Raw genomic sequence first — 16,057 nt, 5'->3', positions numbered from 1 at the left:
TTTGCTGGACAGGGTGGACATGGTTGAGGATCCGAAGCGATCGACGGAGTTCGTTGAAGCGTTGGCAAAGGGGATCGCCGTCATCGAATGTTTCGATGCCGCCCATCCCGACATGACCCTGAGCGAGATCGCGCGGCGCGTCGGACTTTCACCGGCCGCTGCTCGCCGCAGTCTGATCACGCTTTCGGCGCTCGGTTACGTCGGCTCGGCGGGCAAGCGCTTTTTCCTGAAGCCCAAGGTTATGACGCTCGGCTCCGGCTTCTACTTTGCCGCCCGTATCGACGAGATCCTGTTGCCGGAACTTAGGCAGATCGTAGAAACCCATGGTGATGCCGCCTCCGTCGCCATGCTCGATGGGCACGACGTCATCTATATCGCACACCATTCCACCCAGCGCGCGAGAAGGGCGACAGCCGTGGTCGGCGCGCGCTATCCCGCCCATGCGACGTCGCTGGGGCGCGTCTTGTTGGCCGGTCTTCCGAAGTCCGAGCTCGAGCGTTACTTCGCGAGGGTGGAGCCGAAGGCGCTCACTTCCCGCACGGTCACAGACAAGAACATTCTGCGCGGGCTGATCGAGGAGGCTGGCGAGCGCGGATATGCGACGACTGTCGATCAGCTCGACTACGGGATTACTGCTCTCGCAGTGCCGATCCGCAATGCGGAGGGCAGGGTGACGGCTGCGGTCAACTCCTCGGGCTATTCAGGGCTAATCGGCCCGGACCAGATGGTGACGGACCGACTGGGTGATCTTCGGGTTGCTGCTGGCCGGATCAGCGCGGCTGCGGCCCGAACGCCGGCGCTCTCGGCCGCATTGAACGGATAAGGGTGCCAACGGGCCTGCGCAGGCTTTTGCGTGCCCGGACTAGATTGCGAATTAAATTTCGTATTGCGAAAACTGGGAGGTGGGCATGTGTAAATTTTGTGACGTCAGACTGAGATCCCCTGCAGATTCCGGCGGTGGATCCGTTCCGCACCTTGGTCGCTCCAGCGGCACGCTGCCGCTGCCGGCCGGACTGGGCCAGCCCGGTCGCAAGACCTTGATCAAGGGCGGCGCCGTCCTGTCCATGGATCCGACCGTCGGCAATTACACCATCGGCGATGTGTTGATCGAGGGGGCGAAGATCCTCGCCGTCGGCGCCCACCTCGACCCTGCGGATGCGGCGGTGATCGATGCCAGTGGCATGATCGTCATGCCGGGTTTCATCGACACCCATCATCATCAGTTCGAGACCGCTTTGCGCAGTCTCTTGTCCGATGCCATTCTGGTGAATGACGGGCGTCCGGAAAGCACCGCCAATTATTATGAGTGGATGCTGCAGAAGTTTTCGGTCCTCTATCGCCCCGAGGATGTCTACATCTCCGAACTCTTTGGCAGTATCGCGCAGATCGATGCCGGCGTGACGACCGTGATGGACGTGAGCCAGATCCATCACTCGCCGGAGCATTCGGACTCCGCCATCGCCGCCCTGAGGGATGCGGGTCGTCGGGCTGTCTTCGGCTATTTCGAGGGCTGGGGCGATCTCGCCAAGTATCCGGGCGACGCGCGGCGGATCAGGGCCGAACACTTCGCCAGCGATGATCAATTGCTGACCATGGTGATGGGTGGCGAGATCTATCTGCCTTTCCATGAAGAGGCGTGGGCGACGGGCCGCGAGCTCGGTTTGCCGATCGCGCTGCATGTTGTCGGAACCTTCGGCATGCAGCCGACATTCGACGGCCTGGCCATGGCCGGCAAGTTCGGCCCGGACAATATCTTCATCCATATGACAGGCATGAGCGACATGGCCTGGCAGCGGGCGGCGGATGCCGGCGCGCATATCTCGCTCTCCGTGCCGATCGAGATGCAGATGCGTCACGGTGAACCGCCGCTTCAGAAAGCCCTCGACCTCGGTCTGCAGCCATCGCTTTCCACCGATGTCGAATGCACGATGACCGCAGACATGTTCACGCAGATGCGCTCGACGATTACCCTGCAGCGGATGATTGCCAATGAGAAGGCGCTGCGCGGCGAAGACTATCCCAAATTGCTCTCGGCCATGGACGTGATCCGGTTCGCGACCATTGAGGGGGCGCGGGGCCTGAAGCTTGAGCACAAGACCGGAAGTCTCACGCCCGGCAAGGATGCCGATGTCATTCTACTTGATGCAACTGCGCTCAATGTAGCGCCCCTGAACCATGTGCCCGGCGCCGTCGTCACGCTGATGGAGCGCAGCAATGTCTCGACGGTCTTCTGTGCGGGGCAGGTCAAGAAGTGGCAGGGAAGCCTGATCGGTCACGATATCGCAAAGCTGCGGCGGGAGCTGGAGGCGAGCCGCGACTATCTCTTCGAGAAGGCGGGCGTGGAGCAGGATCTGTTTCGCCAGTAGCGCGGAAGCTGGAGCGAAAAGAAGCTGACGGGCGCATTCGATATGGATGGCCCGTCGGCGGTGAGGAAAAGAAGATGCGACCCGGAGCTCAGCTGCGGGTCCAAGGGCTCGATTGAGCCGCAGTCAGGCTTGGTTCTTTTGCACCAGCACGAAGTTGTGTTTCACTTCCCAGAATTCTTCGCTGAAACCGTATTCGGCGGCACGCTGCGGATCTTTTCGGCGGTCGAATTTCGCCAGCAGGCTTTCCTTGACGCCGAAGACAGCATCCGAATGGATGTATTGATCATCAGGATCGAAAATGTGGGTGACGAGCGTCTCGTAGCCTTCCGCCTTGATGATGTAATGCAGATGGGCCGGCCGATAGGGATGGCGGCCGAGCTTGCCGAGCAGCTGGCCGACCGGGCCGTCATCGGGGATCGGATAGAATTTCGGCTTTACCGCCCGGAACCAGTAGTAACCGTCCGGCCCCGTGCGGAAGACACCGCGCAGGTTGAAGTCGGGCTGGATGCCTTTCTGCTGGACGTCGTAGAAGCCCTCGTCATTGGCCTGCCAGACATCGATCACGGCATCGGCGATCGGCTTGCCATCGGTGTCGAGAATCCGGCCCTCGATCACCATGTCCTCGCCTTTCGAGTCCAGGCAGATATTGGCGCCCATTGGCAGTTCGGGAGCGTCGGCCACATGGAAGGGGCCGAGCACCGTGCTTTCCGAGGCACCCGAGGGTTTGCGGTTGTTGACCGCATCGACCAGCATCGAGACGCCGAGCACGTCTGACAGCAGGATGAACTCCTGCCGCCATTCGTTGCACATCTGCCCAGTGCGGGTCAGGAAGAGGATCGCCTCCATCCATTCGTCCTGCGTCGGCTCCAGTTCCTTGACCGCCTCGTGCAGCTTGCGGGTGATGACTTCCATCACCTGCTTCAGCCGCTCGTCCTTGGCGTTGGCGTTTCGGCCGGTCACGACCTCGACGGAGGTCTCTTCGGTGAAATAGCCCTTTTCATGCGCGTCCATGATTGATCCTCACCGGTCCAGAATGGTTTTCAGGACGCGCCGCAGCTCGCCTTCGGGATCTGCAACGGCCGCTTCCGCCCGCCAGGCGACGTGGTGGTCGGGGCGAACGAGGAGTGCGCCGGAATCGCGGATCTCGCGGGCCCGCGCCCAGTCGCCGGAGAAGTCCTGCCAGGTCTGGCGAGAGCCGATCTTGTGGACCGTGATCGGCAGACCGAACTCCTTCGACAGGGATTTCGCGGCTGCCACCCAGCCATCGCCGCCAATGCCGGTCAGAACGGTGAAGACGCCATGACCGGTCAGGTCGAGGCTCGAAACCTTCTCTCCTTCGGGACCGAAAAGCCAGACATGCGGCAGGCGGGCGCCGGGCCAAGTGGTCGGCTGGTAGTGCAGCTCGGCGTCTTTTGCGAAGCCCGGTTCGGGCTGGCCGTCGGTGACAACAGCGCCCGACTTGTAGCGCTGGTTCATCTCCACGCCATGGGCGTCGAATTCGTAGACCTTGTGGGCGATCGCCTGGCGGATCGCCTCACGCTGCTTTTCCGCTTCATCGGTGTCGTTGCAGCGGGCGTCCATGTTTTCCTGCATCTTCACCGGGTCGACGGAATCGAGCAGGCCGAGCGCCTTGAAGATCGGGCCGAATTCCTCGATCGACTTGTTGGCGCGGGTGACGATCTGCTTGGCGACCGGCGCGCGTTCTGCCTGATAGCTGTCGAGCAGGCCCATGCCGGCCTGGCCGCGGATGACGGCGGCGAGCTTCCAGGCGAGGTTGAAGGCGTCCTGGATCGAGGTGTTGGATCCCAACCCGTTCGACGGCGGATGGCGGTGGGTGGCGTCGCCCATGCAGAAGACCCGGCCGTTCGACATGGTGGTCGCGTACATGTTGTTGACGGTCCAGGTGGAGACCGATTTGATCTTCGGCTGGAGGTCCTGGACGCCGACGAGATCGCGCACGACCTTGGTGGCGAAGGCATCGTCGACGGCGGGAGCTGGATGGTTGATGTCGTAGCCCCAGACGATCAGCCACTCGTTCCACGGGCGGACCATGCGGACGAGGCCCATGCCGATGCCGCCGACGTCGGCGCCCGGCTGAAGCACCCAGTAGAGCACCGAGGGGCGGTGAGCGACATAGCGCGAGAGGTCGCATTCGAAGAGGATGTTCATCGAGCCGGCCACGCCCATCTTGCCTTCGAAGGAGAGGCCTGCATTCTCGGCAACCTTGGAATTGCCGCCATCGGCGCCGACCAGGAATTTCGAACGCACCGTGAATTGCTTGCCGGTCAGGCGGTCGAGGCAGGTGGTTGTGACACCCTCGGCATCCTGCACATGGCTCACATATTCGGTCGACATGCGCGACTGCGCACCTCGCGAACAGGCCGTCTTGAAGAGCAGGGGCTCCATATAGGTCTGCGGCAGGTCGTTCATCCGACCGGGCGAGGAGAGGAGATGTTCGGCGCGCGACAGCGGATGGTTGCCCCAGCTCTGCATGCGACCGATTTCTTCACCGGCGACGGCCGTGCAGAAGACGTTCTGGCCCATCAGGTCCTGTTCGGTCGCGAACATATAGGCCTCGTCCTCGACGTCGCGGCCAAGATCGCGCAGAACCTCCATGGTGCGCTGGTTGGTGATGTGGGCACGCGGCGTGTTGGCGAGCCAGCGGTAGCGGTTGATGACCAGGGGCTCGAGGCCGTAGCTTGCCAGCAAGGCTGCGGTTGCCGAGCCGGCCGGCCCGGTGCCGATGATCAGGACGTCGGTTGTAATATCAGCCATTTGGCCCTCCCTTTGTCGTTTGTTCTGATGATCCGCCTCTCAAGGTGCGGCGGACCGGAAAGAGTTCGATGCCGGTACGGTCGGTGATCAGGCCCCAGATCCCGCGCGGCGCAAAAAGCATGGTGACGATGGCGAGCGCGCCGAGCAGCAGTAGGTACCAGGACCCGTAGCTCGAGAGCGCGTTCTGCATGAGGAAGAAGATGAGCACGCCGAGGATCGGGCCCTCGATGGTGCCGATCCCGCCGATCACGACGATGAAGATCACATAGGCCGTCCAGTCGGTGAGGGAGAAGGCGGCGTCCGGGGAGATGCGGGCCTTCTGCAGATAGATGAGCGCGCCAACGACGCCGGTGATGAAGGCGGTGGAGAGGTAGATCACCAGCTTCAGCTTCTGGGCGTCCACCCCGAGTGCCCGGGCGGCGGTCTCGTTGTCGCGCACGGCGGCAAGGCCTAGGCCTTGCTTGGAGCGCAGCAGGCGGTATACGAACCAGATGGTCAGCACGAGCACGATCAGCGCCAGCCAGAAGGCGATGGTGTCGGCGGCGGCTGCGGTCCGCATGCCGAACCAGTCTTCGAGGAACGAGACGCCGAACATTTCGCGCGTCGCGTCGCGTGGCAATGAGGTGCCGGTGCCGCCGCCGAGGGCCTTCCACTGGGCAAAGAGCAGGCGGCCGACCTCGGCGATGACCCAGGTGCCGATGGCAAAATAGGGGCCGTAGAGGCGGAAGGCGAAGAAGGCCGTCGGGATGGAGATGAGGACCGCGAAGAGTCCGGCGAGCGGGATTGCGAGAATGGGATCGACACCGAGCAGGATGACGAAGCCGAAGAGGGCATAGGCACCGCAGCCGACGAAAAGCTGCTGGCCGACGGAGATCAGCCCCGCATAACCCGCTAAAAGGTTCCAGCTTTGGGCGAGCGCCAGCATGGTGAGGATGAAGAACAGATCCTGCACCACGCCGCGCGAGACCACGAAGGGGGCTGCCGCCAGAAGCAGCACGAAGAAGATGGCTGCGATCGAAAACAGCGTGGAGAGGCGCGTGCGGGTTTCGACCCGCCAGGAAGGTGTCGGGCGCATGACATCAGACAGGGTTTCTCTGTTGGCGTTCATCGTCACCTCAATCGACAGCGCGGGGGAACAGGCCCCGCGGACGGAACAGCAGGACCAGCAGGAAGGCGATGTGGCCCGAGAGTATCTGCCATTCCGGATTGATGGCCGCTCCCAGCGTTTGTGCGACGCCCAAGATAATGCCGCCGGCAAGCGTGCCCCAGAGTGAGCCGAGGCCGCCGATGATGACGGCTTCGAAGGCGTAGATCAGGCGGGCCGGCCCTGCGGTCGGATCGAAATTGGCGCGGGTGCCAAGATAAAGCGCAGCGATGGTGACAATCACCATGGCAAGGCCGGTTGCGATGGCGAAGATCTGATTCGGACGGATGCCCATCAGGCCTGCTGTCACGACATCGTCGGAGGTCGCTCGGAAGGCACGGCCCAGCGCGGTCTTGTAGATCAGCTGGTTCAGCCCGACGACGACCAGGATGGCTGAGGCGAAGGTCAGGAGCGGCATCACACCGGCATTGATGCCGCCGAGCGATAGTGAAGCCTGTTCGAGCGCACCTGCGGGGATGCGCTGGCTGTCGGCGGTGAAGGCTTCGAGCAGGCCGTTCTGGATGACGATCGACAGGCCGAAGGTAACGAGCAGCGGCGGCAGGATGTCCTTGCCGAGCGTCCGGTTGAGCAGGTGATACTGGAGCAGATAGCCGATCCCGAACATCAGCGGGCCAGCGATCAGTGCTGCGACGAAGGGATTGAGACCGAGCGTCGAGACGAGCAGCAGGATCAGGAAGGCCGAAAAGACGATCAGGTCGCCATGGGCGAGATTGACCAGCCGCATGATGCCGAAAACGAGCGACAGGCCTGCCGCGAAGAGGGCGTAGAGCCCGCCGAGCAGGATGCCCTGGAGAATGGTATCAAGCCAGTTCATGGGGCTCCGCTCCGAAATAGGCTGCGTGGATGTCGGCGCGGTCGAGATCTCCAGGGCGCCCTTCGAGCGTGACCCGGCCTTCCATAATGCAATAGACGCGGTCTGCGACCTTGAGCGCCTGGGCGATGTCCTGCTCGACGATGACGATGGCGGCCCCCGTTTCCCGGATGCGCGGGAAGGCGGCGTAGATGTCCTTGATGACGACGGGTGCGAGGCCGAGGCTGAGTTCGTCGCAGAGCAGCACTTCCGGATTGGACATCAGCGCGCGACCGATCGCGACCATCTGCTGCTGGCCGCCGGATAGCGCCGTCGAGGGATTGCGGCGACGCTCTTTCAGGATTGGGAAGAGGTCATAGACCGTTTCGAGCGACCAGGGCCCGTCAACCTTTCGCCCATGGCGACCGACAAGTAGGTTCTCCTCGACCGTCAGCGAGGGAAACAGCCGGCGCCCCTCGGGGACCAGCGCAATGCCGCGGGCCATGACATCGGGTGATGCCAGCGCGCCGATCGCCTGGCCCCGATGCAGGACCGCAGCGGGATCATTGCGCAGCACACCCGATATCGAGCGCATCAGCGTCGATTTGCCGGCGCCGTTCGCGCCGATGACGGCGATCGTCTCGCCGGGATTGAGGACGAGATCGACGCCGAACAGGGCCTGGAAGTCGCCGTAGAAGGCGGTGAGGTTCTTCGTTTCGATGAGGCTCATCTGTCAGACCTCCATGCCCAGATAGATTTCGCGCACTTCGCGCGAATTCATGATGGTCTGCGGATCGCCATGGCCAATCATCCGCCCGAAATTCAGGACCAGGATCTTTTCCGCGACGGCGTTCAAGGCGTGCAACACGTGCTCGATCCAGATAATTGCCATGCCGCGCTGGTGGACGCGCTTGATCGTCGCGACCAATTGCCGGCACTCGCCTTCGGTCAGCCCGCCGGCGATCTCGTCGAGCAACAAAAGCTTGGGCCTGGTGGCAAGGGCCCGGGCAAGTTCCAGCCGTTTGCGCTCGAGCAGAGTGAGGCTGCCCGCCGGGCGGTTGGCCTTGGCGATCAGGCCCGTCTCGACCAGGATCTCGGCACAGAACTCGGACATCTCGGCCTCGCTGCTTTCGCTACCGAAGGCGCCGGCGACGAGCAGGTTCTCATAGACCGTCAGCCGCTCGAAGGGCTGCGGGATCTGGAAGGTGCGGCCCATGCCGGCAAAACATCGCTGCATCGGCGGGACATTGGTCACGTCACGGCCATCGAAATGAACAGTGCCCTTGGCGACGGAAAGGTTGCCGGTGATCAGGTTGAACAGTGTCGACTTGCCAGCCCCGTTCGGTCCTATGACGCCGAGCGCCTCGCCGGCTTCGACGGAAAAGGAGATGTCTTCGGCGACCACGAGTGCCCCGAAGGACTTCGACACACCATTCAATTCCAAGATCGGCATGGACACTCCTCCGTCAGGCTGACGGCGGCCCGAACGATCGGGGCACCGCTGCCATGGGTTCACAGGGTTCAGCTAAGCGCTTCCATCTTGCCGCCAAGCGGGATGTTCGTTGCCTGGCCGTTCTCGACGACAACGAGGTCGTAACCGCCGCCGGATTTGAGCCGCCACTGGCCACCGACGAGCGGGGTCTTGGCGACGTTCTTCTGGGCGAAGGGCGGCAGGTTGGCGTTGTTCCAGGCGATTGGGCCGACCAGTGTGTCGAGCTTGGTTTCGCCGATGGCCTTGGCTACCGCATCGCCATCCGTCACGTCTTCCGCGCGCTTCATGACGTCGACGGCTAATTCGAAGAGCGCATGGGCAAAGCCGATCGGCTGTGTCCACGGGCGGCCGGTCGCGGTGGTGAAGGCAGTTGCCACATCGGCAGCGGTCTCGCCTGTCAGCGAGGACTTGAACGGATGAGACGGCGTCCACCAGACCTCGGTCGAGAGGTTGTGGCCGGCATCGCCCAGGGCTTCTACCGTCTGCGGGAAAAGCAGCGCCTTGCCGATCGAGGCGATCTTGGGTTTGAGGCCCTGCTGCTTGGCCTGGTTCCAGAAGGTGGTGAGGTCAGGCGGGATCATGACGCCGGTGAGGATCTCGGTCTCGGCCTGCTTGAAGGCGTTGATCTGGGCGGAGAAATCATCCGTCAGGTTCTGGTAGCGGCCGGTGTCGGTGAGGCCATAGCCGAGCTTCTCGAGCACCGGCGGGAAGCCGACGACCTTGTCGCCCCAGGCATTGCCGTCGCCGTCGTTCGGGAAGAGACCACCGACTTGTCTGTTGGTCTCGATCTGACCCCACATGCCGGTGAAGACCGCGATGATGTCCTCGAGGCCCCAGAAGAAGTGGTAGGCGTAGTTGAAGGGCTTCCAGCTGGCAGGATCGCCCGGATTGCCCTGCTGGCCGATGAACCAGGGCTGCCAGGGCGCAACCGTCGAGAGGCAGGGGACTTGCTCGGCTTCGCAGGTGGTGGAGACCGGATTGGTGGTTTCCGGCGTCGAGGAAACGAGCATCAGGTTGATCTCGTCGTCGACGATCAGTTCCTTCGCAACTTCCGCCGCACGGTTCGGATTGGACTGGCTGTCCTTGACGATGACCTCGTAGTTCAGACCCATCTTCTTGGTCGTTGTCAGGAAGCCGTCGATGACGAACTTGTCGGCCTCACCAAAGCCCGCGAGCGGTCCGGTCTGCGGGCTGACATACCCGAGCTTGACCGCCGCTGACTGCGCGATCGCCGGCGCCGCAAGGCCCGAGGTTGCCAGGACGGCGCTGCCGGCTGCCGTGGTCTGCAGGAATTTGCGTCTCGTGAACATATTTCCTCCCATCATCGTCTCTCCTCCCAAAGAGTGCGCCAAGCGCGAGATGTCTTGTCGGTCAGTCGGGCCTGACGCCCTCCCAGGCTTTTTGCAGAAGTGTGCGGATCGACGCCCGGTCGATCGGGCGCGGGTTCCAGTAGGGGTTCTCGGTGGCGATATCGGCAGCGCGATCAAGATCGGCTTCAACAAGCCCGAAATCCTTGAGCGATAGCGGTGCACCGATCGACTTGGCGAAATCCCAGAGGCCACCCCCGATCGAGCCGCCGAAGAGTTCGGCTGCGCCTGAGAGTTCCGCTTGCGCAGCCTCGGCGTTGAAGGCGGCCGTGTGCGGCAGCATAACCGCATGGGTTTCGGCATGCGGCGTGTCGAATGAGCCACCCAGCGTGTGGCAGATCTTGTGGTGCAGGGCCATGCCGACGGTGCCGAGCACGGTGCCGCAAAGCCAGGCGCCGTAGAGTGCTTCCGCCCGGGCATCGGTGTCTTCAGGGGTCTTCACCAGAACGGGAAGGCTATCCCTGAAGGCGCGCAATCCGTCGAGCGCCATCAGTGTCGAGACGGGGTTGCGATCCCTCGCATAGAGACCCTCGACTGCATGGGCCATGGCGTTCAGGCCACTCGTGACGCTCATGCCGACGGGCAGGCGAAGGGTGAGATCCGGATCATAGATCACCAGTTCCGGCAGGATGCTGGCGTTCCGGACCGTTGTCTTTCGACCGCCTTCGGTCTGGCCGAGGATCGGGGTGACTTCTGAGCCGGCATAGGTCGTGGGGATGACCACTTGCAGCAGATCGGTGCGATAGGCGATTGCCTTGCCGAGACCGGTGGTCGAGCCGCCGCCGAGCGAGACAACACAGTCGGCTTCCGTGTCCTGAACGATCTTCAGCGCCGTTTCCGTCACGTCCACGGGCGTGTGCATGACGGCGCCGGCGAAGACTCCGACGGAAAGGGCACTCAGCCGGTCGGACAGGGCCTCGGCATCCGCCTTCTGATGTGGTGTTGCGAGTACAAGGGCGCGGCGGCAGCCGAGGGCTTCGACGGCTTCCCTCACGTCTGCGCTGCGGCCTGAGCCGAAGAGAATGCGGGCAGGGTTTCCGGTATAGGTAAAGGTCTTCATCTCGCCCTCCCGGGCCGCGCGCGGACCATCACGAACCTGACCTTGAGGCTGTATCGCGCCTGGCCGTCCACCGCCGTTTGCTCGAAGCTCTGCACCAGTTCCGGTCGGACGCCGAAAAGCGCATCCTCCCCGAGCCTCGGATCGCTCGCATCGAAGATGTGCGTGGTGACCGTCTCGAAACCCGGTGCCCGGACCATGAAATGCAGATGGGCAGGGCGATGCAATGGATAGCCTGCCTGGGCAAGTAGCCGCCCGACCGGACCATCTCCGGGTACGCCATAACCCGCGGGCCTGACTGTACGGTAGTGAAAGCGTCCGTCCTGATCCGCGCGGAACAGGCCTCTCAGGTTGAATTCCGGTTGCAGGTCAGGCTGCTGGTTTTCGTAGTAGCCCTCGGCATTGGCCTGCCAGGTGATGATCTCTGCGGTCGGGATCGGCAGACCGTCAAGATCTTCGACGCGGCCTTCGACGAGAAGTGGCTCACCGATGCCATCGAGGGAAATCGAACTGCCGAGCGGACGCTCCGGCGTGTCGGTTCGGAAGAAGGGACCGCGGATCGTATTCGGCGTGGCGCCCGCGGGGCGACGCGAGTTGATCTCTTCCACAAGCGCCGAAGCGCCGACGAGATCCGAAAACAGAACCCATTCCTGGCGGCGCTCATCCGAAGCGTGGCCGACTTCGGTGAGGAAATCGATCACCTTGCGCCACTGCTCCTGGGTCGGGCGGAACTCCTTGATGAGTTCGTGCACATGGCCGACCACTGAAGACAGCAGGCGAGCGGTCGCATCATCCGGGTTGCCGAAGCGGCTCGCGAAGGCCTCGGCCGAGGTCGCTTCATTGAAGGCGATGAGGTCTGCGGCCCGCGACATGCATCTCCTCCCAAATCCGTATTGCTGGTCGATTGGAAGCTAGCAGGGCCGCGATGCATGATTGATGATTTGTTTGAGGGGCAATATAACAATCGGGTATGAAGTTCGATGAGCGACACCTGATCCAACTGGCTGCCGTGGTAAAGACGGGCGGCGTGACAGAAGGCGCAGCTTTGCTGGGGCTGGCGCAGCCGGCTGTGTCGCGCACTTTGTCGATGCTGGAAAAGAGAATTGGCGAACCGCTCTTCATCAAGGGTAGGCGCCCAATGCAGCCAACGCCGCTCGGGATTGCGCTCGCCGAACATGGGCTTGCCATGCTGGCTGCCTCGCGCAAGGCTTCCGATCTGATGGAAAGTTTCCGGGTCGGCAAAAGCGGCGTGGTGCGGGTTGGCGGCAGCCCGTTCTTCATGGACTCGCTGATCGCCGGGATGTGCGCCGAGTTCCAGGTGACGCATCCGGATGTGCGGATCGACCAGTCCTATGGCTATTTTCCGGACCTGCGTGCCGCTCTGAAGTCCGATCAGATCGATCTGGCGATCTGCCCGATCGATATTCTGGATGAGGGCTCGGGCCTTGCCTTCCAGCAGATCCTGCCTGGCCGCAATGTCATTGCCTGCCGGGTCACGCATCCACTGCTCCTGAAGCGTCGCCTGCAGCCGGCCCATCTTCTCGAATATGCCTGGGTGGCGCCGCCGCCGGGCAGCCCGCTTTCGGCCGACCTCAGAGCATTGCTCCTCTCTTTCGGGGCGACGGAAATCCGCATCCGCTATTCGGGCGGATCGCTTGCGAGTGTGGTCAATTATCTGAAAGCGGCGGACGCGCTGACCGTGATGCCGCATAGCGTGGTTTTTGCGCAGCGCAAGGAAAAGACGATCACGGCCCTGCCGATCAACATTCCACATCCGGAGCGCGCACTTGCCATCCTCAGGCGTGTCGATGCACCGCGGTCTCCGGCGGTCGAGCAGTTTTCAGCCTTCATCCGCTCAGGTTTCGACAACCTGAAGCACCTGATCAAACGGCACGAGGAAGCCGTGGTTTGGGGCAGTTAACGGGCCCGCGAAGATGGGCCCGCATCTGTCGTGTCCTTAGGCGAGCGCTTCCATTGTGCCGGCGGTCGGGATGTTCGGTGCCGTCTTGTTGTCGACGATGACGAGGTCGAACGTGCCATCATCCTTGCGCCGCCACTGGCCGCCGACAAGCGGCGTCTTGGTGACGTTCTTCGCCGCAAATGGCGGCACGCCCTGTCCGTTCCATTCGACACGGCCGACGATCGTGTCGACCTTGGAGGAGGCGATTGCCGCTGCCACGGCTTCGGCATCGGTCACGTCGTCGACGCGTCCCATGACATTGGTTGCCATCTCGAACAGCGAGTGGATGAAGCCGATCGGCTGCGTCCAGGGGCGGCCGGTCTTGTCGGTGAAGTCGGCTGCAAGTTCGCCTGCACTCTGGCCCGTCAGTGATGACTTGAACGGATGCTGCGCCGACCACCAGACCTCCGAGGAGAGGTTGTGGCCGGCTGGGCCCAGCGTCTCGACCGATTGCGGGAAGAGGATCGCCTTCGCGACGGTGACAGCCTTCGGATTGAAGCCCTGCTGCTTGGCCTGGTTCCAGAAGGTGGTGAAGTCGGGCGGAATGACGACGCCGGTGATGATGTCACACTGGCCATCCTTGAAGGCGTTGACTTGCGCGGTGAAGTCGTCGGTCAGGTTCTGGTAGCGACCGGGATCGAGCAGTTCGAAACCGGCTTGTGCCAGACCGGGCTTCAGCCCAACATTCGGATCGCCCCAGGCATTGCCGTCGGCATCATTGGGGAAGAGGCCGCCGACCTTTTTGTTGGTATCAAGCTGGGCCCACATGTTGGTGAAGACGGCGACGACGTCTTCGAGACCCCAGAAGTAATGGTAAGCGAAGTCGAACGGTTTCCAGCTCTGCGGATCGCCGGGATTGCCTTGCTGGCCGATGAACCAGGGCTGCCATGGCGCCTTGGTGGAAATGCAGGGTATGCCTTCGGCTTCGCAGGTTGTCGCCACGGGATTGGTATTTTCCGGGGTCGAGGCGACCAGCATCAGGTTGATCTCGTCCGACAGGATCAATTCTTTCGCCACGTCTGCGGCCCGGTTCGGGTTCGACTGGCTGTCCTTGACGATGATCTCGAAGTTCTTGCCCGCCTCGGTCGCGAGGAAGGAAGCGATGTTGTAGGCATCACTCTCGCCGAAGCTTGCCAGCGGCCCGGTCTGCGGGCTGACATAACCGAGCTTGATCTTGGCCCCTTGGGCGATCGCCGGCGCGGCGAGGCCCCCAAAGCCGTATGCGAGACCGGTAGCAGCCCCCGCCTTCAGCAGTTTTCTGCGCGTAATCATGCTGTCCTCCTCCCAGTGGTGTCTGTGAAACTACGCCGCGACGCGGCGGAACGGCCGGCTTCCCTCCACAAAATCCCGAAGCATCGCATCCAGTGCGGCCACCTCCATTTCGGACGCCTGATGGGCGCGTCCGGGAAAGAGCTCACACCTTAGCCTCGCGCGCGCCCTCCCAAGCGCTTCCGAAGCTTCGGCGAAGGCCGAAACCGGGATCCATGGGTCCTGGTCCGAACCGGTCAGATAGACTGGCAGCCCGTCGAGGTCGTTTTCGGGACGCGAGTCGCTTGCCTGACCGACGCGGCAGCCGGTCAGGTTAACCATGGCACCGTTCCAGGGGCCGAAGGCCATGGCATATTCGAGCGACAGGCAGGCGCCCTGGCTGAAACCGCCGATGAGAAGCGGCTTGTCCGCGCCGCCCGCCTGTCGCAGGCCCCCCACTAGCCCGTTGATATAGTCGAGTGAGGCCGTCAACTCGGTGCGTGTCGGGTCTGTCAGCGCGTCGGTCGCACGTGCCGCATACCAGCTGTTGCCGCTCGCTCGGGGCAGGCAAAAGGCCACCCCGCGCACCGAGAGCTTGCCGATCACCTGCTCCATCATGTCCTCGGGCGATTGGGTTCGCCCGTGAACGAATATGCAGAGTACCTCGGCCTCCGCGGGTGCAGCTCCTGCGGATAACGGCTCGCCGTGAATGGCCATGATCGCCTCCGGATCAGAAGTTGGCAGGTTCGAGGCCAGCGATCAGTTCCTCTCGGCGATCCTCGAACCATGGCGGGAAGACCAGCGTCGAGCCGATGGCGTCGGCCGGCTCGTCCTTCGCCCAACCGCCTTCGACCGACCAGGCGATCTCGAAGAGTGCGCCGCCCGGCGAACGCACATAGCAGGACTTGAAGTAGTTGCGGTCCTTCTGGTCGGAGACGTCAGTGAAGCCAAGGCCCTCGATATGCGCCTTCAGCTTCAGCTGGTTTTCCTCGTTGACCGTGTTGAGCGCGAGGTGATGAATGGTGCCACCCGAGAGCGTCCAGGTGCCCTGCGGTCCGCTCGGCTGGTGCAGCACCTCGACCATGCTCGACGGGCCACCATTGTTCGGCACTGAGAACATCAACCCCTCGTCGCTGTCGGCTTCCTTCTTCATGCCCATGCCAACCGTCAGGAAATCGTCCATCGAGGTGCGGTCGAAGACGGCGATCGCGGCGCCATAAATGCCGCGGATGCCCTGTGCCTCGCCTATGCCCTCAGCTTGATTGGCAATCGGCGGGCGCTTGTCTGCCGGGCTCTCGACCAGTTCGTGGTCGATGCCGCAGGGATGGGCGAGCGCGACGCGGGTGATACCGAACCGGCTGGTCTTGGTGGCCGGGATCGCGCGCTCGTTCAGCCTGTCGACCCAGAAATCGGCCGAACCAACGGGGATCGCCAACTGGATGATCTTCGACTGGTTGGTGCCGCGCTTGCCATAGATGCCGGGCTTCTTGAAGGGGAAGGTGGTAACGATGGTCGAGGGATCGCCGCTCTTGGCGCCGTAGTAGAGATGGTAGACCGGGATCGTGCCATCGAAGAGCACTGTGCGCTTGATGGAATGCAGGCCCAATGTCTTCGTGTAGAAATCGTAGTCCTCTTGCGCACCGTCGGTGCTCAGCGTGAGGTGATGATAACCCGAGATGAACGACATGCTTCTTCTCCTCCAGAAATTGCAAATGCACGGATCGCGCCGATCCCGACATACGGGCCCTCCAGCGGCTGACCATGCCGCACCCGTTCTCCTCGTGTCGGAGCGGATCTGCTCCAATTGTCAGACTATAGAGGGCTCAAGGCCGTCTGT

15 protein-coding genes are annotated in these 16,057 nt (G+C 62.8%); 3 read left to right on the top strand and 12 right to left on the bottom strand.

Annotation, left to right across the window (positions count from 1 at the left end; all coding sequences use genetic code 11):
* Positions 1–19: 19 nt before the first annotated feature.
* Both QWE_RS04540 and QWE_RS04535 read left to right on the top strand, forming a co-directional pair.
* Positions 20–823: an IclR family transcriptional regulator domain-containing protein gene (locus QWE_RS04540; protein ID WP_006724909.1), complete on the top strand. Its 804-nt coding sequence runs from the start codon at positions 20–22 to the stop codon at positions 821–823.
* Positions 824–908: 85 nt separating this feature from the next.
* Positions 909–2,366 carry an amidohydrolase family protein gene (locus QWE_RS04535; RefSeq protein WP_006724908.1) on the top strand — a complete coding sequence of 486 codons (1,458 nt, stop codon included), beginning with the start codon at positions 909–911 and terminating at the stop codon, positions 2,364–2,366.
* 123 nt (positions 2,367–2,489) lie between these two features.
* Here QWE_RS04535 and QWE_RS04530 read toward each other — a convergent pair whose 3' ends face one another.
* The 9 genes from QWE_RS04530 to QWE_RS04490 form a co-directional block, all read right to left on the bottom strand.
* The gene (locus QWE_RS04530) at positions 2,490–3,377 is read right to left on the bottom strand and encodes an intradiol ring-cleavage dioxygenase (RefSeq protein WP_006724907.1); all 888 of its coding nucleotides are present in this window, start codon (positions 3,375–3,377) and stop codon (positions 2,490–2,492) included.
* A gap of 9 nt (positions 3,378–3,386) precedes the next feature.
* On the bottom strand, positions 3,387–5,141 hold the full coding sequence (locus QWE_RS04525) for an FAD-dependent oxidoreductase (protein ID WP_006724906.1): 1,755 nt from the start codon (positions 5,139–5,141) through the stop codon (positions 3,387–3,389).
* The gene (locus QWE_RS04520) at positions 5,134–6,249 is read right to left on the bottom strand and encodes a branched-chain amino acid ABC transporter permease (RefSeq protein ID WP_006724905.1); all 1,116 of its coding nucleotides are present in this window, start codon (positions 6,247–6,249) and stop codon (positions 5,134–5,136) included. The genes QWE_RS04525 and QWE_RS04520 overlap by 8 nt, the downstream gene beginning before the upstream one ends.
* A gap of 7 nt (positions 6,250–6,256) precedes the next feature.
* The gene (locus QWE_RS04515) at positions 6,257–7,120 is read right to left on the bottom strand and encodes a branched-chain amino acid ABC transporter permease (RefSeq protein ID WP_006724904.1); all 864 of its coding nucleotides are present in this window, start codon (positions 7,118–7,120) and stop codon (positions 6,257–6,259) included.
* Entirely contained in the window at positions 7,107–7,826 is a 720-nt protein-coding gene (locus QWE_RS04510; protein ID WP_006724903.1) for an ABC transporter ATP-binding protein, read from the bottom strand. The genes QWE_RS04515 and QWE_RS04510 overlap by 14 nt, the downstream gene beginning before the upstream one ends.
* A gap of 3 nt (positions 7,827–7,829) precedes the next feature.
* Positions 7,830–8,549 carry an ABC transporter ATP-binding protein gene (locus QWE_RS04505; RefSeq protein WP_006724902.1) on the bottom strand — a complete coding sequence of 240 codons (720 nt, stop codon included), beginning with the start codon at positions 8,547–8,549 and terminating at the stop codon, positions 7,830–7,832.
* A 68-nt stretch (positions 8,550–8,617) separates the two neighbouring features.
* The gene (locus QWE_RS04500) at positions 8,618–9,898 is read right to left on the bottom strand and encodes an ABC transporter substrate-binding protein (RefSeq protein WP_006724901.1); all 1,281 of its coding nucleotides are present in this window, start codon (positions 9,896–9,898) and stop codon (positions 8,618–8,620) included.
* A 61-nt stretch (positions 9,899–9,959) separates the two neighbouring features.
* Positions 9,960–11,015 carry a maleylacetate reductase gene (locus QWE_RS04495; protein ID WP_006724900.1) on the bottom strand — a complete coding sequence of 352 codons (1,056 nt, stop codon included), beginning with the start codon at positions 11,013–11,015 and terminating at the stop codon, positions 9,960–9,962.
* Positions 11,012–11,884: a dioxygenase family protein gene (locus QWE_RS04490; RefSeq protein ID WP_006724899.1), complete on the bottom strand. Its 873-nt coding sequence runs from the start codon at positions 11,882–11,884 to the stop codon at positions 11,012–11,014. The genes QWE_RS04495 and QWE_RS04490 overlap by 4 nt, the downstream gene beginning before the upstream one ends.
* 98 nt (positions 11,885–11,982) lie before the next feature.
* Here QWE_RS04490 and QWE_RS04485 point away from each other — a divergent pair, with 98 nt between their 5' ends.
* Positions 11,983–12,933 (top strand): LysR family transcriptional regulator, encoded by a 951-nt coding sequence (locus QWE_RS04485; protein WP_006724898.1) that lies wholly within the window; start codon positions 11,983–11,985, stop codon positions 12,931–12,933.
* Positions 12,934–12,969: 36 nt separating this feature from the next.
* On the opposite strand, the gene QWE_RS04480 is transcribed toward QWE_RS04485, so the two are convergent.
* From QWE_RS04480 to QWE_RS04470, 3 genes are read right to left on the bottom strand one after another with little or no spacing between them, the layout of a single operon-like run.
* Positions 12,970–14,244, bottom strand: a complete 1,275-nt coding sequence (locus QWE_RS04480; protein ID WP_006724897.1) for an ABC transporter substrate-binding protein — start codon at positions 14,242–14,244, stop codon at positions 12,970–12,972.
* Positions 14,245–14,274: 30 nt separating this feature from the next.
* Positions 14,275–14,937 carry an alpha/beta hydrolase gene (locus QWE_RS04475; RefSeq protein ID WP_040299452.1) on the bottom strand — a complete coding sequence of 221 codons (663 nt, stop codon included), beginning with the start codon at positions 14,935–14,937 and terminating at the stop codon, positions 14,275–14,277.
* A gap of 13 nt (positions 14,938–14,950) precedes the next feature.
* Positions 14,951–15,907 (bottom strand): VOC family protein, encoded by a 957-nt coding sequence (locus QWE_RS04470; RefSeq protein ID WP_006724895.1) that lies wholly within the window; start codon positions 15,905–15,907, stop codon positions 14,951–14,953.
* Between the last annotated feature and the right edge of the window lie 150 nt (positions 15,908–16,057).

The sequence above is a fragment of the Agrobacterium albertimagni AOL15 genome, from assembly GCF_000300855.1.
GTDB lineage: Bacteria > Pseudomonadota > Alphaproteobacteria > Rhizobiales > Rhizobiaceae > Allorhizobium > Allorhizobium albertimagni.
Note: the sequence above shows the minus strand (reverse complement) of the source record. Positions and strands in the feature narration are given on the sequence as shown.